We start from the raw sequence: 20,404 nt of genomic DNA, 5'->3' as shown, positions 1-20,404 counted from the left end.
TTAATACAGTTCCTCATGGTCATTGGATAGTCTTGAGCCAACTTACCACTTTCGCTTTGATCTCATCGCGTACCCGCCGGAATTCTGCCATTACCTCCTGGTCACTGCCGGTGGCGGCCGCGGGGTCGTCAAAAGGCCAATGGAGCCTTTTTGCCTGACCGGGGAACAGGGGGCAGTTGTCTCTGGCGTTGTCGCAGACGGTGATTACATAGTCGAACTGATCTTGCAGATAACGATCCATTGCGTCCGAGGTATGTCCCGAGATGTCGATACCCAATTCCGCCATCGCCGTTACGGCCCGCCGATCAAGCCTGGACGGTGTTATCCCGGCCGAGTCGACGGTCAACCGATTCCCACCCAGAGTACGCAGAAACCCCTCAGCCATTTGGGAGCGACAGGCGTTGCCGGTGCACAGGACCAGCATTTTCATGACAATTTTCTCCTATTCTGTGTAGTCAGGCGGTCGGACCGGTCAATTTGGTCCTCAATGTAGCAACGCAGCCGTAAAGAGAAAGTTCATTTTTGTGACAATATGCCGATTTTCATGTTAAAACAGGAACTAATTGCGTCCATATTTGTCTAAACAGTGTCCTTATCAGCCTCTGAGAACCGGCCGAAATGGGCAACAAACTATTGACTTAGGCAGGTTTTCTGCTTAATTGGAAGAAAACAAACGAACTTTTTAGGTTTAACACAACAGGAGTAGTCAGGTGAAGAAACTCACACTATTCGGTTTGAGCGCTCTGCTATTGGTAGCGTTCATCAGTTCGTCGGCCCTGGCCGGCCCGGGATGCGGCGCCCATAAAGCTGCTGCTAAAGGTGACGGGGCTAACTGCCAGAAACTGACTCAGGAAGAATGTCTCAAGCTCTACGGTATCACGGCTGAAGAATGCAAGAAGATGTGCGCCGACCACGAGAACTGCGGTTTCACCAAGATATCGGTCAAGGGTATGACCTGTGGTGGCTGTGAGTCTCAGGTTACTTCTGCTCTGGCCAAAGTTGACGGCGTCAACAAGGTTATCAAGGTCGACCACAAAGGCAGCTATGCCTTAGTCTGTTGCGACCCGGCCAAGTATGACGGCAAAGCGCTCACCTCGGCTGTGATTAACACCGGCTTCCAGGCGGAGATCATCCCCGCTGTGGCCAAGGGTGATGCACCGACGGCCAAGGCAGCTTCTGCTTCGGGCAAAGCCGGTTGCAGCAAGTCTTGCGCTAAGACCTGCGCCAGCCACGCCAAATCGGGCGGTTGCGCCAGCAGCAAAACCGCCGACAAACCCACCGAGAAGACTGAAACGAAATCCGACGAGAGCTAATCGCTCGGAACAACATAGATTCTATTGGGCGGGACAGAGGTCCCGCCCTTTTTTTGTTTGATGACGACCCGGTACCAATGAGTATAAAGAGTGACGTCCAAAAGCCTTGCGGTTGGAGGGCGGGCTACGCTTATTGGTGCCGAACGATTTGAGATAGATGCTTGAGCATAGCAGGAAACGAACGGTGATCAGACTTATCAGCATATTGACAAAGCCCAGTATCGGTGGGAGTGTTGACAGGACCCGGTGTATCGTCATTGCGAGGCACGCCTGGTATGCCGCGACGATCTCAATACGTTGCACACTTGTCATGCCGAGCGGAGTCGAGGCATGAGATTGCCGCGCTTCTCCGCCTGTAGCGGATCGCTCGCCATGACACGCGACAGGTGGTCGTCTCAAACCTTGTTGGGGACGGGGATCCGCGACCGAAGAGTCACCCCCAAAGAAGCTTTGAAGGTGCCACACGACGCTGTTAGACTATTCCCCGCTCTTATTTGTATGCTTCTGGTGTGCTTTGTCGGTGCTGCGCCGCTGCAGGCAGCCAAGTATGCCGGTGATCCCTTCTCGTTGGGTGTTGGCGCTCGTGGTTTGGCCCTGGGTGGCGCCGTGGTGGCCGGGCCGTTCGATGGCAGCGCCGCCTACTGGAACCCGGCCGGGATGAACTATCTCGACCGTCGCCGACTGGTCGGGATGCATGCTGAGACCTTCGGGTCGTTGTTGAACCACGACTTCATCGCCTACACCGACAGCCGCCCGCGGGCTAATTCTACCGTGCAGGCATATAGTTTCTATCTGTACTATCTCGGTGGCGGCGGGATCAAGATCACGCAACTTAACGAATTCGACCGTCCGTTCGTGTTGCGTGAAGAGTCGCATGGTGACTTTCTGTTGACCGCCGCGATGGCCGGTAAACTGAGCGACAGAATCGGCTACGGCCTCAGCGCGAAAATCATCTACCGCGATATCGGAACCGAGTCGGGCTATGGCCTGACCATGGACGCCGGCATGCTCTACCAGTGGCGACCGTCGTTGCGGTTGGGTCTGATGGTGACCGATATCACGTCGGGGTTCATACGGTACAGCGGCAAGACTTTCGACTCAGGGGCCAATGTCGAGTCTATCTACCCAACGGTCAAGCCGGGTCTGATGCTCAAACATTCGCACCGCGACTTCACCGGACGATTGGTAGCATCCGGCGATATCAAATTCGAATCGCTTCAGGAGACCGCGCAGTATTGGACCGGGTCGTTGTCGCTGGATGCGCACTACGGGCTTGAACTGGGTTGGCGTGAGATGGTTTTCGGTCGGGCCGGGTATGACATCGGGCGCTTGACCGCTGGTGGTGGCTTTAGCGTCAAGAACATCGCGGTCGACTTTGCTTATCTGCACCACTCCGACCTTGATGCTACGTTTAGGCTTTCGGCTGAGTATCGGTGGTGATCTGCGAGGTTGCGACAAGCGCGAAGCGCGAGAAAGCGACTTATCGCCGCGAAGCGCCAAGAGGTGATTCATCACACCGTGATTATCATCACTCCTCGCAACACTCTTCCCAACTATAAGTAAAGCGCAGAAGCGTGCCGTTGACGCCGCAGACTACGAGTGTGTGGGCGTCGGCATAAGAAACGCTCAGCAAATCGTTGTCGTTGCCACTGAGTCGTTGCTCCCAGGTTTCCCCGCCATCGGTGGTTGTGAAGACAACCCCTGAATCGCCCACCACCGCGCCATTCTCAACATTCCAAAAATCGACCCCGTGCAGAACGCGACTGGTGCCAATTGTCTGTTTGGTCCAGGTAGCTCCACCGTCTGCCGTGTAAACCACCGTGCCGCCGACCCCGACCGCCCAACCGTGGGACCCATCGACAAAGCTCACATCCAATAGCGGTTGAGTGGCAGGGTTGCTTTGCGGAAACCAGTGCGCTCCGGCGTCGGTGGTGTTGATGATTCTATTGTCACCGGACCCGACCGCCCAGCCCTTGTTGGGATCGACAAAGGTGACGCCGTACAGAAACGGCAGCACGTTATCGATATCCTGGTAGACCTGCCAGGATGGTATAGAGTTATTGGCTTTGAGAACAACGTGATCACCCACGGCAAAGGCGCGTCCTTGATCGTCCATGTACACTGCGGTTAGGTCGAAGCCGGCGGTGGATCGTGCTGTCCAACTGTCACCGCCATCGCCGGTGCGCAAGAGAGTATCATCCTCGCCGACAACGTACCCGAAATCGGAGGTCGGGAAATGCACGCCCCACAGGCGCCCACCGGCGCCTTGATGCTGGGCCGACCAGGTGACGCCGCCGTCGTCGGAGTGCAAGACGATACCGTCGTTGCCGACCGTCCAGCCGTTGGCGCTATCGGCAAAGAAAACGTCGCGCAGGATTTCCTGGGTACCGCTGTTGGGATGGGTCACATGAAATCGGAAACATCCCTCACAAACGGGATCAATAAACTTATCCTCGGTGCAATTCAGCACCGTCAATAACAGCGCCATGACAGAACCGATCAAAGCGGCGCGCGCAGTATAAACATTGTGAGCCATGCCCAATCCTTCGCGAGATTTATCCGAGCCCGGGTATGGCGTCGGAGTTTTGTGGACCCAGGTTCACCTACACATTATACACTCGATCGGCCCAGGATGCATCCTAAAAGGCGAGGCCGATATTGACATAGTAACGCTCGAAACCTTCATCGGCAACGCCGTACCCGAATTCCAGCGGACCAATCGGTGAATCCAGGGCGGCGGTCACGCCGAAACCGTGCCGCAATCCGGACAGCCTGATGTCGTCGGCGCTTGCGTAGACCTCGCCGATGTCGTAGCGCGCCGACAGATACAGCCTCAGCGGTAGTTTGCATCTGAGTTCGTGAGACATTGTCATAATTTTGTCGCCCGACAGTTGATCGGTTCGGAATCCGGCGAAGGACTTCATGCCGCCGAGATAGAACTTCTCCGACTCGGGCAAGCCCGAGCGCGACAGACCGACGGCCAGTTTTGGATGATAGTTCAAGGGTCCACCGAGCGACCAGTATGCTTCAATCGATGAATAGAACTTGGTATACTCAACTTCGCCGCCAATGAATTTTCCGGAGAGTTGAATCTCAAAAAGATGCTTCTTCCCTGATTCCGGAAAGGGCAGGCGGTCGAATGTCTCGACCAGCGACTCGAACTTAAGCGCGCGCAGCCCGAATTTCTCTCGAACCTGCGCGGTGTCGAATTCGTATTCGACTTCCTGGACAATCAGACCGGCCGAAAGAGTACCCAGCCGTGAAATTTGTTGGCCGAACTTAACTTCCAGGCCGGTTCGGTTTTCGTCTATTTCGTCGGTTACGTTACCGTGGGCGTCGTAGACGTTTCGATTGAGTCGATTGTGGTGTAGGTTCAGTTTGGCCAGCAGATAGGTCGAGAGTATGCGATCTGCTTTAAGCGAGGCGGCATAAACCTGCCGATCCGGCGCGTAGCGAGCGTGCAGCAAGTACTGCAAGCCCGCACCCATGACGTTGTTGTCCAGAAACTCGGCGAACTCCTCCGATTGGTACTCATCATGCCAGTGCCAACCCAGCCTGAGTTGGTGCCCGTGCCTTTCTTCGACGCCGATGTTGATCCGGGCGCCGGTATCACTTGGAACCAGATCGAGCGTGACACGATTGAAAAGATCCGAGGCAAAAACATTGGCCAGGCCCCGAGAGGCTCGCCCGGTAGAAAAAGGACGACCTTCTTTGAGAGAAAAGTTGGACCTGATCAGCCAGGACCTTGTACGATGGTTCCCGGCGATGTCGATACCGGTCACTATTGCTTCATCAAGGACCACCGTCAGATGCCGTCCGCAGTCGGAGAGAGTGGTTCCTTCGATATCCACCAGGTCGTAGCCCCGCCGTTTGTAGTGGTCGAGAATCTTGTCAAGACCGTGACGGAGCGAAGACGGCGAAATCACGTCATTGTCGCTCTTTATCAGATGGGTGAGAAGGCTGTCCGGGAACATCTGATTCCCGGCGAATTCTATCTCGACGTCCGGCCAGCGATTCTGAGGCAGTATGCTGATAGCCAGACTTAGCCGCCGGTCATGAACGCTGGTGTCATCGACCAGATCAAGGTCCGCTTCCAGCCGAAACAGTTTCAGGTCGATGCACAGAGCTTTAAGGTCGGCTACCAGCCTGGCCTTGCTTAAGTGGCGATTGAGCAGTCGTTTTTCGATAGCATCGGCATAAGTGGCGGCACAACCGGGGAATTTCATGGCGGCAATGGTGAATTCGGAACTGTCTGATCGTTGGTGCAACAGGTCGATGATGCTGTCGGCGGCCGTTAGCCCGGCTTGATAGCCGATCTCGATCAAACTTTCTTTTGCTTTGAATTCGGACATGCTGATGCCGTTCAAGGGCGGTTTGATGGCATAGTCGGCCTTGTCTAACTGCTCTTTGAGTTTGTCGGCGGTCATTATGGAGGTTACCTGGTTGGCGATGTCAACCGGTGTCGACAGTTCCTCTTTCGGCATTAGCGGGCTGACAGTGTTTACGGCAACGGTGAAGCCGATCGAGTCGCTCATGCTTTTTACCAGTTGGACCGGAATGGGCGTGACCATACCGCCGTCCATGAGCAGGCGTTCGCCTTTGTCAAGCGGCGTGAAAGCCAGCGGGAAGCCCATGGTGGCGCGCATGGCATCGGTCAGGGAACCTTTGTCCAGCACCACCTCCTGTCCTGAGACAATGTCGGTGCTGATAGTTTTGAAAGGGATAGCCAGGTTGTCAAAGTTGCCGCCGGCATGATAATTGGCCCGTGTTGTCCAGGTTGTGAGAATAGAGGTGAGTTTCTGCCCGGCCGTCAGGGCGCGAGGCACCACCGGCATGAAACCATCGAAGCGGATCGAAAACAGATGTCGACCCCGCTCCTGGCGTTGAGTCAGAAACATGGTTCGCCTGGCCGGCTTGTTGGAGAAGAGACCGGTCAGGTCAAGATTGTTGACCAGGCTGGTCAACTCGTCGGGAGTATAGCCGCAGGCATAAAGGCCGCCGATGATCCCGCCGATCGAGGTGCCGGTGATCGCTTCGACCTCGATTCCCTTTTCATGGAATGCTTTGAGAACGCCTATCGAGGCAATGCCACGGGCGCCACCCCCGGACAGAGCCAACAGGACCCGGTGGTGCTCACCGTTGCCGGACATACTGAGGCCGTCCAGCCCGCCGATGACTATATCAGCGCCGGCTAGGGCGGGGGAGTGGACGGCAATCATAACCGGCAGCAACAATGTCAGTACAGTTTTCACTTGCCAAGCCGACGCTTTGAACGATTCATTGGGTCTTAGTCGTTTCATGCCTCAGAGGTAAAAAATGGTGTCGATCACCAAAAAGGAACTAAAAGAAATCAAGTCGTTGCGCACTGTGAAAGGGCGCCGTGTCCATGGTCGATTCGTAGCTGAAGGTGTGCGGCTTTTGGAAGAGGCCATGCGGCACCGAGTAGGTCCCCGGCTCTTGCTTACTGCCAAGCCGTTGTTGACCGACAGAGCTTCAGCGTTGGTCGGACGGTTTCGTGCCAAACGTATACCTCTTGCCAGCACCTCGGCGCGAGAAATGAAAGCGACCTGCGACAGTGTCACCTCACAGGGTCTTTTGGGCGTTTTCGACATGATGGAATGGTCGCCGACTGAACTTCTGAAGCCGCGGTATCGTAAAGTCTTATTGTGCGATGGCATCTCGGACCCCGGCAACCTGGGCACCCTTATACGTTGCGCCCTGGCTTTCGGGTTCAATCCTCTGTTGCTGGTCGGTGCCTGCGCCGATCCGTTTGCGCCCAAGGTGGTGCGAGCTTCGGCGGGTACGATATTCGGTGTGAAGCTGATCCGGACGACGGCGACCCAAGCGGCCCAGTTGTCCGCAGAAGGCGAGTTCACGCTGGTGGCGGCCGACGTAAATGGCAGGTCCACGGCCGGACCACCGGTCAATGCCAAACGAAACAGGGTGATCCTGGCCGTCGGTTCCGAAGCGGTGGGTCTGTCCGAGCCCATCGCAAATACAGCGAACTGCCGTTGGCAGCTAAAGCACGAGAGCAGCGTGGAATCTCTCAATGTTGCTGTGGCAGCGGCTTTAATGATGAAGCAATTCTACGATCAAGTTGAAGGTAAATGATTACTATGAAGAAGTCCCTTGCTCTAATAGGTGTTTTTCTGGTGATGATGTCGACGACGTCTATCGCCCAGGAGATTCGTGAAGAATCGAACGGACTTTTTGCCACCAGGGAGTTGCAGAGATCGGTTATGCCCGGCAAGGGTACTCAGCTCTCGGTCAAGTCCGCGGCGAGCCTCCGTGGGGAGTTGCAGATTTTGGCCACGACCGAAGATAGTGCGGTTTTGACCTACATCAAAAAAGCGCGCACTTCCAGGAAGTCTCATGCTGTTGACTATCTTGATCAGATTGCGGTAGTGCTGAGCAAAACGCCGAGCGGTCTTAAGCTTCAGATGCGAGCCCCCAATCCACCCCCGTGGAAAGCTGATGAGTCCGGTATTGTGGAGGCGGTCCTCCAAATTCCGGAAGGTTTTGCGGTAGATATCGAGGCTGCTGAATTCGATATTGACGCCGATGGCCCCTTCGTTTCTTTCGAAAACACCGCTTCTCTCGGACGGATGGATATAGCTCATGTGTCCAAGCGCCTGGAGGTCCAGACAGCCAATCAACGCATCACGGTCACCGACGTATCCGGGCAGATTACGGTTTCCACCACAAACTCGATTCTAACCGCTGAGGGAATCAGCGATCTGAGCCAACCGGCCGTTCTTCGCAACGACGGCGGGGATATTCGTATCCATGGTCTTACCGGCGGGCTGAATGTTAAGAATGCCTATGGACGAATCGAAGTCGAGGATTGGGACCCGGGCGATGACAAGAGTTATGTACGGTGCACCTCCGGGCCGATCTTGATCTCGCTGGCCGAACTGAGAACGGGGCAACTCTTGATTAGCAATCGCTATGAAGATATTGAACTCATGCTGCCTGAGGAGTTCTCGGCGGTGCTGACGCTGACCGTGGATGGGGGCAGCAAGATCGAAGCTGAGCACTTTGCTTTCACGACCGAGCTGGTTGAACAAAACCGACTTAATCTCGTGGTCGGGGATGGTGGCGGTTTGATAAGCGGATCCATCCGAGGCAAAGGGAACATCTATGTCACAGCCAGTGAATGAGGGAGTCCATAGTGCATTGTAACATGAAAACTCTGACGCTTCTGTTCGGTCTGGTCTTTCTGATTGATTCAGGAGAGATTTTCGCCCAGAGAATGGAGATACCTTCGAGCGTATTCTACTACCAACCGGCAGCTTCGGTTTTTGGGTCCGAGGCGGCCTGGGTCAACCCGGCCGGGCTGGCCCGGTATAGTGCGGCATCCCTTCAGTTGATAGCCGGTCTGCACGATGATACGCAAGCGCGCAGTTGGGGCTTGGTCACGACCCGAGACCGCCTGGCCATGGCCTATCGCAACGTTTACATGCCGGACGGCGATGACCTGAAAGAGTATTTGTTTGCGCTGGGCACGACGCTTGGAGACGGCACGCACGTGGGAGGGTCGTATCGGTATTTCAAAGAAGGTCCGCCGGAGCTTCATAAAGGCCATACCTGGAATGTCGGTATTCTGGGCGGACGTGATAAACTTCGATGGGCGGCGGTTTTTGAAAACTTGAACCGCAGCAAAAACTCCGAGGGAAATCGGACAGAAACAGAGATGCGCTATTCGATAGGCTATCGTCCGATCGGCCACCGCTTCACTTTTTCGGTCGACATGTTCCTTTCCACCGGCACCCGGCTACCCAATGCCGATTATGTCTACCACGCCGAGCTGGCATCCAACAACGGCCTCTACCTTCGGGGGCAGATCGACTCGGATAAGAATTTCCAGATCGGTTTGAGAGCCAATTTGCTCGAGTATTTCGTGGGCTCACAGACACATTATTCCAGCGGTGGTGACCACCTTAACAGCGATGTCTACGCCGGCAGCACCAGCAAGCGACAGCGCTCGATAATCGGACCGCGCGGTCGTCGTCTTGCTCTCGGACTTTCCGGCCGTATGCCCGAAAACCCGCCGCGACCATTTTTCGGACACAAGCCCACACCGTTTGCCGTTCTCATCACGAATATCTACCGGGCAGCTGAAGATCCGTCGATTGATGAGATGCTTATCAGTCTGCGCGGTCTCTCACTCGGTTTTGCTCAGGCGCAGGAGCTTTGGGCAGCCCTGATCGAGTTCAAGAGAGGCGGCAAACTCATCACCTGCCATCTGTCACGCGCCGGTAACATCGCGTACTACGTGGCATCAGCCGCCGACCGCATATTGATGACACCGGTCGATCGCTTGCGGCTGGTGGGCATGAAGGCGGAGTTGACATTCTATGCCGGCAGCCTGGACAAGATAGGTATTAAGGCGGACGTTATGCAGGTCGGTGATCATAAGAGCGCCGCCGAGAAGTTCACTCGCAGTGAAGCATCCGATGCGAACCGAGTCCAGGTTAATCGGTTGCTTGACGATTTATTCGATCAGTTGGTCTCGACTATTGCCGCCGGGCGTTCGCTCTCGGCCGACTCGGTACGTAGCCTGATCGATCAGGGACCTTTTGATTCCGAACAGGCTCTCGAATACGGTCTGGTCGACGCCCTGAGCTATCATGATGATCTGCATCATGGCATCTTGTCGCCCATGCCGCAGGTATCTTTCAAAAGATATCTGTCCGACACCCTGCTCAACGATGGCTGGCCTCCCCTTCCGGTGATGGCTGTGGTGGTAGCCGACGGTGAGATTACTTCATCAGGCAGTCCCAACCCGTTCCAGCGGCGGCGGGGCGTGACACCGTCGCTGATGAATCTCGGATTCGCGCAAGCGCTGCAACACCCGAAGGTAGCCGGTGTTGTTCTGCGCATAAATTCACCGGGTGGTTTCGCACTGGCGGGCGAGGAGATCCATCATATTGCCGAAAAAGCAGCGCGCAAGAAACCGTTGGTGGTTTCCATGGCCAATGTGGCCGCTTCCGGTGGCTACTACATTGCCATGAATTCTCGACGTATCTACGCCGGGCCGGGTAGTATTACCGGGTCGATAGGTATCTTCGGCGGTAAGCCGGATTTCAGCGGTCTGTACGACAAGATCGATCTCGGTACCGAGATGTATACCCGTGGTCGCTATGCCGGGATGCTCAGCACCATGCGAGGCTTCACCGACGATGAGCGCCTAAAGTATTTCTCGCAGATGCAGGCGTTCTACGATCACTTTCTCAAGTTGGTGGCCGACAACCGCACCCTTGAGGTTGATTCGATAGATGCGTTGGCCCAGGGTCGGGTTTGGACCGGCCGGGAAGCGGCGAAGTATGGTTTGGTGGACGAGATGGGCGGGCTTAAGCAGGCGTTGGACTACACAGCTTCGCAACTTCGGGTATCCGATTACCGCGTTGCGCTGTTTCCAGAGAGACGCTCCTGGTTTGCGCTGCCGGGGCGCTCACTGTTCGGTATGGTGGCCGGATTGTTTTCAGGCAACGTTGATGTCGTGGACAAGGCCTTGGAAAACGTGCCCCCGTTGACCGAAGAAGGTATCTATGCGCGGATGCCGTATGATTTGATCATTGAATAACCGTCCAACCCATCGACATAGAAAAACCCGCCCGAGAAGGCGGGTTTTGTAGTTCTATTTCTACGGGGAACAGGTTAATGAGCAGCCCCGGCGTCGTAGTAGCTGACAAATTCCTGGCTCCAGCCGACTCGCTGAAGGATGCGCACAACCGGAACCTCCGGCGGCATGTTGGCCGGGTCATCGAGGTCGGTGTCGTAATTCCAACTTCGGTTGGGGGCACTGTAGACATTGGCCTTGCCCCAGGAGCCGTCGGCTTGTACCGAGTTCCAAAGGTTGACGGCTGAACCGGCCCAGTTCAGGTTGCGCGAGGACCAGTCTTCGAGAAAACGGGGCAGATTCTCGAAACCGCCGCTGTAATTGGTGGCATCGGTCTCGACATTGCCGGCGATGTACGAGCAGTTGACCGTCGTGTGCATCGGCTTGTTGCGAGTAGCCAGTGACCAGGTGGATTTATTGTCATCCCACTGGTCGGAGAGGAAAGTGATGGCATCGGCGAGGATCGCAGCCGGTTTCTTGTTCGTCCGGTTATAATCACCGAAAGTATAGACCGGGTTCTCGCTGGCCACGGTCAATGCGGCGTCGAGTTCGACGCCATTCACCAGTCGTACGGCCGGGAAGTCTGAAGTCCCATCCGAGACATAGAGCACACCGTTGGCCGGACCGTATCCTTCGGTGTACATCAGATCAACATCAAGGTCCATGACGTCGACATTTTCAACTTCGCGGGTGTCATAGAACTTATCGTCGTTGAACGTTATGATTCCCTTGGCCACCATGTCGGCGGTTACATCGACCCAGATACCGCCGACTAAGCGAAAGGCGGTACGGTCGATGATTTTGAGGCTGGCTTTACCTTCGAACGAGTCGCTGTTGCCGCCGGCTGAGGGTTCGATCAGCTTGTGCGGGTCACCGCCCGGATCGTCCACAGGCACGTTCAACTGCTCCTGGCCGTGGGTTTGATCACGCACCATGCCGCCCCAGCGGGCCACCGAAGAGTCATACCAATTGGCGTGATCGCTGTCCAGCCAGACACCGCTGCGGAGCATGTTTTGATCGTTGCCGGAGACGTCCTTGATGAAGACATCACCTCCGGCGCCGATAGCTCCAGCGCCGGTGCCGCCATGATGGATATCCTTGGCGCAGGTAACCCAACTGTCCATAGTGAGATTGTTGCCGGCCTGCAGGTACATTTTGTTGTTGGTATGCACGCGGCCGGATATGGTCATGGCCGGTCCGGGGGCGAATTCGAGTTCGTTGTTATAGAAAACGGCGAACTGGAAAATCGGAATCAAGGCCATCTGAAAGGACTCCCGGAGAGTTATCTGACCGGGGTCGAACTTGCTTTCGGCCATGGCCGTTACGGTGAACGATTTGACCGACGCATGCAATCCTGAGAGAGTCCCCCTGGCAAGAATTTCCTGAGTCATGGGACCGTCATCGACGGTTTCATAGACCAGGTAGCATTCGTTCAATTCCAGTTTGGCCGCGGGCATCTTGGTAGGCGGAGCTCCGGTCGAGTCGAACTCGGAGCGCAAGGCTGCTCCGGCGGCTTCGAGTCCCGCCTCGGCGGCATAAAAGGCGCGCATCTCCTGAAGTTCATTGCCGGCGATGTTTACTTCATCGTCGGATGTCGACAGGGCGGCGATGCCCAACAAAGTCAGCATGCCGACCATCAAGAGAGCTATCAGGGTGGCGAAACCGCTCTCAGATTTGAGTACAAACTTATTCATACTGAACCACCTATTCTAGGATTCCAGATTCCGCAGGTAGACCGACGTGGCGAAGGTGCGGAATCTATATACATCGGAAGTATCCGGGGCTTCCGGGTCGGGACTGTTGGAACGTCCGGTGACCGAGATAGCTATCTCTCTGATATCATCGACCAGGATCGGAGCATCGAGAGTGTCACCATTTCTCATGTGGTACACAAACTGCAGATCGGTCATGTTCATCGAGTAGACCTGTGGCGTCTGACCCATATACTGAATCATCAAATTGGGATGTTCGGTGTCGGTCGTGTCGATATAGAACTTCACCTGAGTCAGGGAGAGGATTTCCGAATCGGCGCCGTACTTCCGCGATAATTGCATAGTGTTGTGTTGCAGGTGCATGGATGCTTCCTGTACTTGAGTGATCTCAAACCACTCGCCGATGTTCACGGCCGGCTCATAAATGTAAACCCACTGTCCTGTCCAATAGCAGGAGATATCGGTACCGCACTTCAACTCCGCCGACGGCTGCGGCATTGGTGCTGAAATGTAGGTATCGCAGGCATCGGTGTGATAAGTTATCGTGATCGTATCCGGATTGGTGTTGGACGCAGCGATAGCCGCCATTCCCATCGGCAGATCGTGTCCGGCCATACGCACGTGTCGAGAGAGTTCATCGATCGCGGCTCGGGCGTTTTGCTGAATGTCGGTGACATCTTCCTGCACGATGTAGTGTCGATGTTGGGTAATATAGGCTTTGAACACGGCCAACGTAACCACACCTGTAATGGCCAAAGCGACCAGCACTTCCAAAAGGCTGGCCCCCCGCACTTGCTTTAGTTTGTCTATTACATTTTTCATTTTGTCACCACCTACACCGAATCAGATTGAATGAACGCCGTCATCGTGTCGGCTTTTTCGTAATTGCGAAGGTCCTCCCAGTTAATGCAGACATCGACCTTCCTGAGATGTTTGGCAACGGTCGAGACCGACCAAGTACGCACGTAGTCTTCTATAGTGTCACTGCCGTTGACCAGATCGCCGGTGTTCCTGAGCTGCTCCAGTTTCTCCTGCATCAATTGCGTGGCCATAGTGGCGTTATTGGCCCAGTCGTTGCCGTCCAGGGCCACCATTGCCATGTTCAAAAGTAACAGCAGCGACACGCTCAGGATGATCATCGCTACCAACACTTCCAGTAAGGAGAGACCTTTTTCGTTATGAATCTTGCGCTTTTGCATAAAGTAATTCCTCAGCTTGTTGCTTTCTATCTTGTAAATGCTGTGCCGCCTGAGTACAATTGTGTTGGCCTTGGCGGCTGGGGTCTGTAAGTAGGTGGCGGGTAAGTTGTTAGCGGCCCGGAGGGCGGGCGAGCCGGAGCAGTTTCTGGACCTACGGGTAGCTCACTCAACTGAAAACGCTCGTTCTCATTCCAAGTCGCCCATAAAGTATGGGGTATCGCCCACAGGTCAACACTGACTAGGGGAGTTGGATTGTTCCGGTTCAACAAACCGGTGGAATTCGGGAGAATCGGTGATTATACTGAAGACCTGAACCTAAGTTACACTGGAGACAAAATGGCCAAGACTTATAAGATGTACCTGGGAGGTCACTGGGTTGACCGAGCCAATAAGATAAAAGTAGCTTCCCCATATAACGGCGCTGTTGTCGGACAGGTGGCGGCAGCCTCCAGAAAAGACTATACCGAGGCGATCAAGATAGCACACCAGACATTTCAGCAAACCCGCGATCTGCCGTCGTACCAACGTGAACAAACCTGTCTGGCTGTAGCTGCCGGACTTGAGAAGAACCACGAAAAGATTGCCACCATGATGTCTCGCGAACTGGGTAAGTCGCTCACGGATGCGCGCGGCGAGGTTACCCGCAGTATCGGTGTGTTCAGAGTGGCCGGTGAGGAAGCCAAGCGGGTGGGTGGCGAGATAATCGACCTGGACTGGTCGCCCGGCTCGGAGGAGCGGATGGGATTGGTCAGGCGTTTTCCACGCGGCGTCATTGCCGGGATATCTCCGTTCAATTTCCCTTTGAACCTGGTTGCGCACAAAATCGCACCGGCCATTGCTTCAGGCAATACAATCGTCCTCAAGCCGGCTTCGAGCACGCCGATAGTAGCGTTGATGCTGGCCGAGCTGATCGACGGTACCGACCATCCCAAAGGCGCCGTATCGATTCTGCCGGGATCAGCCCGGGAAGCCTCGCCGTTGTTGGACGATCCTCGTGTTAAGCTGATTACTTTTACCGGTTCCTCCGAAGTCGGCTGGTGGATCAAAGAGCACTCGGGCCGGAAAGAAGTGGTGCTCGAACTGGGCGGCAACGCCGGGGTGGCAATCGCTGACGACGTCGACCTCGAATTTGCTGCCACCCGTCTGTTGTATGGCGCCTTTGCTGTGGCGGGGCAATCCTGTATCTCGGTTCAACGGATCTATGTACACGAGAAAATCTACAACCGTTTTCTTCGCTTGTTCAAGGCCAAAGTTCTCAAGCTGAAAGTCGGCAATCCGTTGAATCCCCGGACCGACATAGGTTCGATGGTCAGTCGTGAGGCGGTCAAAGCCGCCATGCAGATTGTCAAAGCGGCGGTCGCGGACGGCGCCGAACTTCTTACCGGCGGTGCGGCGCGCGGCGGATTGATGCAGCCGACGGTGCTGACCAATGTTAAGAGGACGATGGACGTTTGCTCGAAAGAGGCTTTCGCTCCATTGGCCGTGGTGCAACCATACAAGAGTTTCAAGAAGGTTATCGCCGAAATCAACGACTCCGAATACGGTTTACAGGCCGGGGTCTTCACCAATCGGTTGAAGGATGTGTTTTATGCTTTCAAACATATCCAGTGCGGTGGCGTGGTGGTGAATGACATCCCTACCTACCGCGCCGACCATCAACCGTATGGTGGTATGAAAAACTCAGGGCTTGGTCGGGAGGGAGTGCGCTATTCGATAGAGGACATGACCGAGATCAAGATTCTTTCGATGAATTTGAAATAGCCGGTGCAGATAATAGTTGCCGAACAACATATCCAAAGACATTATTGAGAAAACAGAAACGTCACGGTTATAGTCTGAGTTACGAAGAGGAGAATTGGTATGGAGAAACATGTACAGGTGTTGGGCATACTTTTCATAGTATTCGGTATAATGGGGTTGATTGCAGCGGTAGCCGTATTTGCCATTTTCGGACTTGGGGGTGCCCTTGCTCCCAGTGACGAGGAAGTTCTGCTATTGGTTACGATCGGAACATTCATAGCAGCCATGGTTGCAGTAACGTCGGTACCGGGCATACTGGCGGGCTGGGGTCTTTTGAAACACCAGAACTGGGCGCGGATTCTGGCTTTGGTCCTGTCCTTCTTGAACCTGCCCGGAATCCCGTTTGGAACTGCCTTGGGCATCTATGGCATCTTCGTACTTTTCAACGACGAAACGGTGCGGTTGTTCGAGGGACGGTCGACGACACCGACAGCCTGAAACTGTAGATAGAAGTGAATGAAATGAAACGAACTCTGATATCGTCGGCATCACCATACGAGAGTGAGATAGGCTTCTCACGAGCCGTGCGCGTGGGCGACCTGGTCGCGGTGTCGGGCACGGCGCCGATCCTGCCCGACGGTAGCAGCGCCTGCCCCAACGATGCCGTCGGTCAGACCCGACGATGCCTGTCTATAATCCAGGACGCTATCGAAGAAGCGGGCGGTTCGCTAGCCGATGTATACCGCACCCGCATCTACCTCACCGATGCAGTGCACGCCGAAGATGTAGGCCGTGCGCACGGCGAGTTTTTTTCAGACATCCGACCGGCCGCCACTATGGTTGTTGTCAAGGCCCTTCTTCGCGATGACTGGCTGGTCGAGATCGAGGCCGAGGCGCTGGTCGGGTGTTCCCGCAAAGTGATAACGTCCTTGACAAAGACGACTTAATGCACCATCTTCACAGTGATAGAGGACAGCACAAAAGATTGATAGATCTTGTCTTGACTGGAGGGTATCGCTGTGAACGTTCTTTTGAAGTCACCGCATGGGGTAGTCGTGGCGCTTCTTGTCACTGTTCTGCTAGTTACGTTTTGTGCCTGTGATAACAAGGGTCCTACGCAAACCAGTAATAGGGGCAGAGGCTGGCATACTCAAAGACCAGTGCCAACTGGCAATGATATCAGAGATATTGAGTTTATTGACGAACAGAACGGCTGGGTAGTAGGGGATGCCGGCACCATTCTACGCACAGTCGATGCCGGCGATAGCTGGATTCGCGAGAAGAGCAATACTGATCTGAATTTGAACGCAATTTGCATGCTCGATCACAAGTCGGCCTGGATAGTCGGCTCAAATGGCCTGATACTGACAACAACCAACGCTTTTCGATCATGGTATCAAGTTTCCTCCGGTACACCGTCAAGTCTCTACGATGTTACCTTCACTGATAAATTGAACGGGTGGGCGGTAGGCGCTTCCGGCACGATTATCCACACCAGCAACGGTGGTAGTGTTTGGCAGAAACAGCAAAGCGGTGTTGGTGTGTCGCTGAGGAGCGTCTTCTTTCACAGTAACAGAGTGGGCTGGGCGGTCGGTGGGAATCGGGTTGTGTCCACTATAAATGGAGGCGAGACCTGGGAATCCCAGACGATTGAACATGACAACACCTATATGAGGTTGAAGGCTGTTGCTTTTGCGGATCAATGGATCGGAGTTGCTGTCGGCGAAGCAATTTATTACGATAGTTTTGCAGGAGTGCGCCTCCGCACAACCGACGGTGGTGAGACATGGATGGTAACCCTTACGCCGGTGGAGCACAGTGATGTTCTGTTCACCGATTACACCACTGGGTGGATACAGGGACCTTTGCAAAAGACGACCGACGGAGGGGAAACATGGCAAGTCATCGATAACGGGCTTGGCTGGTGGAGCTATCAGTCGATCGACTTTCAGGGAGATATGGCGTGGGCAACGGGCAGGGGCGGACGTATGGCGCGGAGTGTCGATGGCGGCGTTACCTGGGAACCGATCAGTACCGGCACAGGTAGTTGGTTCAACACCCTTCAGATGGTTGACAGTCTCCATGGCTGGGCGGGTGGGTATCGGACTTTCCTCGCTACCGAGGACGGCGGCAAAACCTGGAATCCGAGAGGTGAGCAGGAGCTGGGACTTTGGGAAATCGAGTTCATAAGCCGGACCGAGGGCTGGTATGTAACTGCAGGCGCCACTGTTTATCATACCACCGACGGCGGATACACCTGGGAAAAGCAAATTGAGGACCTGGGGAGAGGTCTGTACGATATCGACTTCGTCAATGACACAGTCGGCTGGGCGGTCGGCTGGGCCGGTACTATTGCACGCACCGACGACGGGGGCGTCACCTGGAGAGGACAGGTTGCCCCGGTGTGGGAATCGATGGAATCTGTCTGTTTCGTCAGTGAGCAAATCGGATGGATCGTGGGGAGGGATGGGGGAGTCTACAGAACTGTCAATGGGGGTGAGCTGTGGGTCCAAAACCCGGTTGCGTTGGAGGGCTGGTTGCACGAGGTCATCTTCCTCGATTCCCTGAATGGTTGGTGCGCCGGGGGTGGCCGGGTTTTTCATTCGACCGATGGTGGGCTCACATGGACTGTTCAGTTGGACGCACCGGCGCACTTTTTTAGAATTCAATTCGTCGACGAGCTCTATGGCTGGGTGACCGGATACAACGGTGATGTTTACGCCACTACCGATGGCGGCGAGAACTGGAAGCTACAGGAAACCGGAAGCGACGACGTCTTCCAGGGTCTGTTTTTTACTGATCGAAACCACGGCTGGGCGGCAGGTCGCGACGGAACAATCATCCACACTTCCAACGGCGGATGGTAACCCAACAGATCGGAGCCGGAGCAGACCTGCTATGATTCATCGTCGCGAAGCAGTCCCAGTTTCTTAAGCCTCAACTTAATCGCACCCCGTTTACGTTCCAGTACCTTGGCGATTTCATTCAGGCTCTTTCCTGAGTGGAACAGATCAGTCAGTTGACGTTCCTCTGTTTCGCTCCATTTCATAAAGGCTCTTGGGTGGTCTTCGCGCATTTTACTGACATTTTGAATGCGACCGCCACTGGCGGCAATCTGGATTGAGCCTTCCACTACGATGATGTGTTCGGTTTCCACGAAATTTTCGATTAGTTCTTTGGCCAGCTTGGCCGTTACCATAATGTCGGTCAAGGTCAATCGTGTGTCAGTCAGCAGGATTTGGTAATATGACAGCCCCCGCGAGATCATGTCGAGAACATCGGTGACCTTAACTTCGGTGTCTCGAATCAGAATCGAATGCTCCATTTGGATACCCCATACCAGGTTCAAGTTTGCTCAGACACATGTTAACAGGGGGGACTGACAGATCGTGTCAGTGAAATTTCGACCTGGCCAGAAAATAGAGTCAAACCGCTAAGTTAATGGTGCAAAAATGTTAAGCGGACTGGATTTGGCCGACGCGGTTGACCGGTTTCTTCAATCAGGGCAGGCTTTTACAGCTTTGGCGGGTCCGGCTTCGCCTGCGCGCCGCGGCGTGAACCCGCCTTTTCCGGCAGGTCTGAAGGCAGACCTGCCCTACTGGATTCACGGGTCGATGAGATCGAAATCGGTCAGGAATGCCTCGATGACAATGTCGGCCGTTCCAATTGGATAGGCATGCCCCCAATCATTGATTTGCACATCCCGGGCTATTGTTCTGCGCTTGATAAGTCCTTCGGCAGCGACATAATCGACAATCTCGAGAGTATTGTCCCAAGTACCGTCTTCGGCCAGGTTGTGCAACTGCCTGATGACGAAGCAGTCGAAACGGCCCAAGCCGATCTCGATGCTTTGCCTGTCGACGACTCGACGCACCACGCTTCCCGGAGTGGCATGGTTCTCCGTATAAGTCCACTGAGTGCCGATCCTGAGAGGGTATTGGAGGGACTTTCGAGGATAATCATGATCCGACCCGGCAGCGAACCCACCCGGGATGCCAGCCCCCAGAAAAGCTGAGAGAGCATTCGTCGAATTGAATGTCCTGCCGGCGAAGCTATAACTTATGCCCTTCCCCGTCTTGGGCCATACGCCGCTGCCGGTCCCAACTTCAGCCATCGTCATGTACAAACCGTCCTGATGAACTTCGTAGTAACAAGAGGCCTCAGATGGGCGGGTGCGGCCGGTGGTTCCTGTGTGGAAGCGGTATCGTCCGGGTCCTCCGATTGCGCTGTCGAAGTTATCAATCTCTACTTCCCTGATGACAAAGGTGGTGTCACCAAATCTCGGCACCAGACTCTTGGGTTGGAGGTTTTCATACCAGGAATTGCTCCTGTATCGCCAACTGTTACCTACCGCCACCGGATAGGTTATGCTCTTTGTTGTGAAGCTCCACAGAGGTGAAGCCGGATTGCGACGACGTACACCCTTGGTGATCACCCGCCAATAGTAAGTCCAACCCGATTCCAGCCAGTCAGGTCTGAACACGGTGTCGGTCAGATTAACAGCGTAGAGAGTTGGTGGGTTGACGGTGTCGAGATACAGTTCGTAACGCGCCGATTGGTCGAAGGCATCAGCACTCGGCCAGATCAGAGTTGGACTGTTGGCAACGTCGACGGCCTGGTCATTCGGTACCGGCTCAACCTGGGGTCGGTCGATAAAAACCTGTGGTCCGCTGGGCGAATCATCGCAAGCCGACGCCCACATAAATGTCGCCAGGGCCAGGGCAACAATCTTTGTCAGCGTACATATTCCTGCCCTGTTTGGCATATTGAATCCCTCCGGTTTGATCGTCACACTCCTCTTCTACATTAATAGGTGGT

General features: G+C 54.9%; 17 protein-coding genes. 9 read left to right on the top strand and 8 right to left on the bottom strand.

All coding sequences use genetic code 11. The features are described 5' to 3' along the window. Positions 1-19: 19 nt before the first annotated feature. Positions 20-430 (bottom strand): arsenate reductase ArsC, encoded by a 411-nt coding sequence (locus OEV49_04420; GenBank protein ID MDH3890307.1) that lies wholly within the window; start codon positions 428-430, stop codon positions 20-22. Between the two features lie 280 nt (positions 431-710). On the opposite strand from OEV49_04420, the gene OEV49_04415 reads away from it, so the two are divergent. Both OEV49_04415 and OEV49_04410 read left to right on the top strand, forming a co-directional pair. After that, entirely contained in the window at positions 711-1,313 is a 603-nt protein-coding gene (locus tag OEV49_04415) for a cation transporter (GenBank protein ID MDH3890306.1), read from the top strand. 456 nt (positions 1,314-1,769) lie between these two features. Continuing rightward, complete coding sequence (locus OEV49_04410) at positions 1,770-2,753, top strand: PorV/PorQ family protein (protein ID MDH3890305.1); 984 nt, start codon at positions 1,770-1,772, stop codon at positions 2,751-2,753. An 88-nt stretch (positions 2,754-2,841) separates the two neighbouring features. On the opposite strand, the gene OEV49_04405 is transcribed toward OEV49_04410, so the two are convergent. Next, positions 2,842-3,849 carry a YCF48-related protein gene (locus OEV49_04405; GenBank protein MDH3890304.1) on the bottom strand — a complete coding sequence of 336 codons (1,008 nt, stop codon included), beginning with the start codon at positions 3,847-3,849 and terminating at the stop codon, positions 2,842-2,844. A gap of 103 nt (positions 3,850-3,952) precedes the next feature. Further along, the gene (locus tag OEV49_04400) at positions 3,953-6,613 is read right to left on the bottom strand and encodes a BamA/TamA family outer membrane protein (protein MDH3890303.1); all 2,661 of its coding nucleotides are present in this window, start codon (positions 6,611-6,613) and stop codon (positions 3,953-3,955) included. A gap of 16 nt (positions 6,614-6,629) precedes the next feature. Between OEV49_04400 and OEV49_04395 the strand changes: the two genes are divergently transcribed. Genes OEV49_04395 through sppA form a run of 3 tightly spaced genes read left to right on the top strand, consistent with a single transcriptional unit; the run spans position 6,630 to position 10,899 of the window. After that, complete coding sequence (locus OEV49_04395) at positions 6,630-7,424, top strand: RNA methyltransferase (protein MDH3890302.1); 795 nt, start codon at positions 6,630-6,632, stop codon at positions 7,422-7,424. A gap of 5 nt (positions 7,425-7,429) precedes the next feature. Next, positions 7,430-8,473 (top strand): DUF4097 domain-containing protein, encoded by a 1,044-nt coding sequence (locus tag OEV49_04390; protein MDH3890301.1) that lies wholly within the window; start codon positions 7,430-7,432, stop codon positions 8,471-8,473. 23 nt (positions 8,474-8,496) lie between these two features. Further along, positions 8,497-10,899 (top strand): signal peptide peptidase SppA, encoded by a 2,403-nt coding sequence (gene sppA / locus OEV49_04385; GenBank protein ID MDH3890300.1) that lies wholly within the window; start codon positions 8,497-8,499, stop codon positions 10,897-10,899. 74 nt (positions 10,900-10,973) lie between these two features. Here the strand turns inward: sppA and OEV49_04380 are convergent, their stop codons facing one another. From OEV49_04380 to OEV49_04370, 3 genes are read right to left on the bottom strand one after another with little or no spacing between them, the layout of a single operon-like run. Next, complete coding sequence (locus OEV49_04380) at positions 10,974-12,629, bottom strand: hypothetical protein (protein MDH3890299.1); 1,656 nt, start codon at positions 12,627-12,629, stop codon at positions 10,974-10,976. 15 nt (positions 12,630-12,644) lie between these two features. Next, complete coding sequence (locus tag OEV49_04375; GenBank protein ID MDH3890298.1) at positions 12,645-13,469, bottom strand: prepilin-type N-terminal cleavage/methylation domain-containing protein; 825 nt, start codon at positions 13,467-13,469, stop codon at positions 12,645-12,647. An 11-nt stretch (positions 13,470-13,480) separates the two neighbouring features. Then, entirely contained in the window at positions 13,481-13,846 is a 366-nt protein-coding gene (locus OEV49_04370) for a prepilin-type N-terminal cleavage/methylation domain-containing protein (GenBank protein MDH3890297.1), read from the bottom strand. A gap of 336 nt (positions 13,847-14,182) precedes the next feature. Between OEV49_04370 and OEV49_04365 the strand changes: the two genes are divergently transcribed. From OEV49_04365 to OEV49_04350, 4 genes are all read left to right on the top strand, one after another. Further along, entirely contained in the window at positions 14,183-15,607 is a 1,425-nt protein-coding gene (locus OEV49_04365; GenBank protein MDH3890296.1) for an aldehyde dehydrogenase family protein, read from the top strand. Positions 15,608-15,706: 99 nt separating this feature from the next. Beyond that, the gene (locus OEV49_04360; protein ID MDH3890295.1) at positions 15,707-16,084 is read left to right on the top strand and encodes a hypothetical protein; all 378 of its coding nucleotides are present in this window, start codon (positions 15,707-15,709) and stop codon (positions 16,082-16,084) included. A gap of 23 nt (positions 16,085-16,107) precedes the next feature. Further along, the gene (locus OEV49_04355; protein MDH3890294.1) at positions 16,108-16,533 is read left to right on the top strand and encodes a RidA family protein; all 426 of its coding nucleotides are present in this window, start codon (positions 16,108-16,110) and stop codon (positions 16,531-16,533) included. 108 nt (positions 16,534-16,641) lie between these two features. Next, positions 16,642-18,453 (top strand): YCF48-related protein, encoded by a 1,812-nt coding sequence (locus OEV49_04350; GenBank protein ID MDH3890293.1) that lies wholly within the window; start codon positions 16,642-16,644, stop codon positions 18,451-18,453. Positions 18,454-18,482: 29 nt separating this feature from the next. Here the strand turns inward: OEV49_04350 and OEV49_04345 are convergent, their stop codons facing one another. Together OEV49_04345 and OEV49_04340 are read right to left on the bottom strand one after the other, a co-directional pair. Further along, positions 18,483-18,935: a hypothetical protein gene (locus tag OEV49_04345; GenBank protein ID MDH3890292.1), complete on the bottom strand. Its 453-nt coding sequence runs from the start codon at positions 18,933-18,935 to the stop codon at positions 18,483-18,485. Positions 18,936-19,190: 255 nt separating this feature from the next. Further along, positions 19,191-20,351, bottom strand: coding sequence for a hypothetical protein (locus OEV49_04340; GenBank protein MDH3890291.1), 1,161 nt, complete (start codon positions 20,349-20,351; stop codon positions 19,191-19,193). Between the last annotated feature and the right edge of the window lie 53 nt (positions 20,352-20,404).

This window comes from Candidatus Zixiibacteriota bacterium, assembly GCA_029860345.1.
Lineage (GTDB): Bacteria > Zixibacteria > MSB-5A5 > GN15 > FEB-12 > JAJRTA01.
The sequence above is the reverse complement of the archived record's forward strand: the minus strand, read 5'-3'. Positions and strand labels throughout refer to the sequence as shown.

Bases quoted from the DNA above. Each gene is read 5' to 3' on its own strand.
- OEV49_04420 (MDH3890307.1), bottom strand. From the start codon at position 430: ATGAAAATGCTGGTCCTGTGCACCGGCAACGCCTGTCGCTCCCAAATG.
- OEV49_04375 (MDH3890298.1), bottom strand. From the start codon at position 13,469: ATGAAAAATGTAATAGACAAACTAAAGCAAGTGCGGGGGGCCAGCCTT.
- OEV49_04340 (MDH3890291.1), bottom strand. From the start codon at position 20,351: ATGCCAAACAGGGCAGGAATATGTACGCTGACAAAGATTGTTGCCCTG.
- OEV49_04365 (MDH3890296.1), top strand. From the start codon at position 14,183: ATGGCCAAGACTTATAAGATGTACCTGGGAGGTCACTGGGTTGACCGA.
- OEV49_04380 (MDH3890299.1), bottom strand. From the start codon at position 12,629: ATGAATAAGTTTGTACTCAAATCTGAGAGCGGTTTCGCCACCCTGATA.
- OEV49_04370 (MDH3890297.1), bottom strand. From the start codon at position 13,846: ATGCAAAAGCGCAAGATTCATAACGAAAAAGGTCTCTCCTTACTGGAA.
- OEV49_04405 (MDH3890304.1), bottom strand. From the start codon at position 3,849: ATGGCTCACAATGTTTATACTGCGCGCGCCGCTTTGATCGGTTCTGTC.
- OEV49_04360 (MDH3890295.1), top strand. From the start codon at position 15,707: ATGGAGAAACATGTACAGGTGTTGGGCATACTTTTCATAGTATTCGGT.
- OEV49_04400 (MDH3890303.1), bottom strand. From the start codon at position 6,613: ATGAAACGACTAAGACCCAATGAATCGTTCAAAGCGTCGGCTTGGCAA.
- OEV49_04395 (MDH3890302.1), top strand. From the start codon at position 6,630: ATGGTGTCGATCACCAAAAAGGAACTAAAAGAAATCAAGTCGTTGCGC.
- OEV49_04390 (MDH3890301.1), top strand. From the start codon at position 7,430: ATGAAGAAGTCCCTTGCTCTAATAGGTGTTTTTCTGGTGATGATGTCG.
- sppA (MDH3890300.1), top strand. From the start codon at position 8,497: ATGAAAACTCTGACGCTTCTGTTCGGTCTGGTCTTTCTGATTGATTCA.
- OEV49_04355 (MDH3890294.1), top strand. From the start codon at position 16,108: ATGAAACGAACTCTGATATCGTCGGCATCACCATACGAGAGTGAGATA.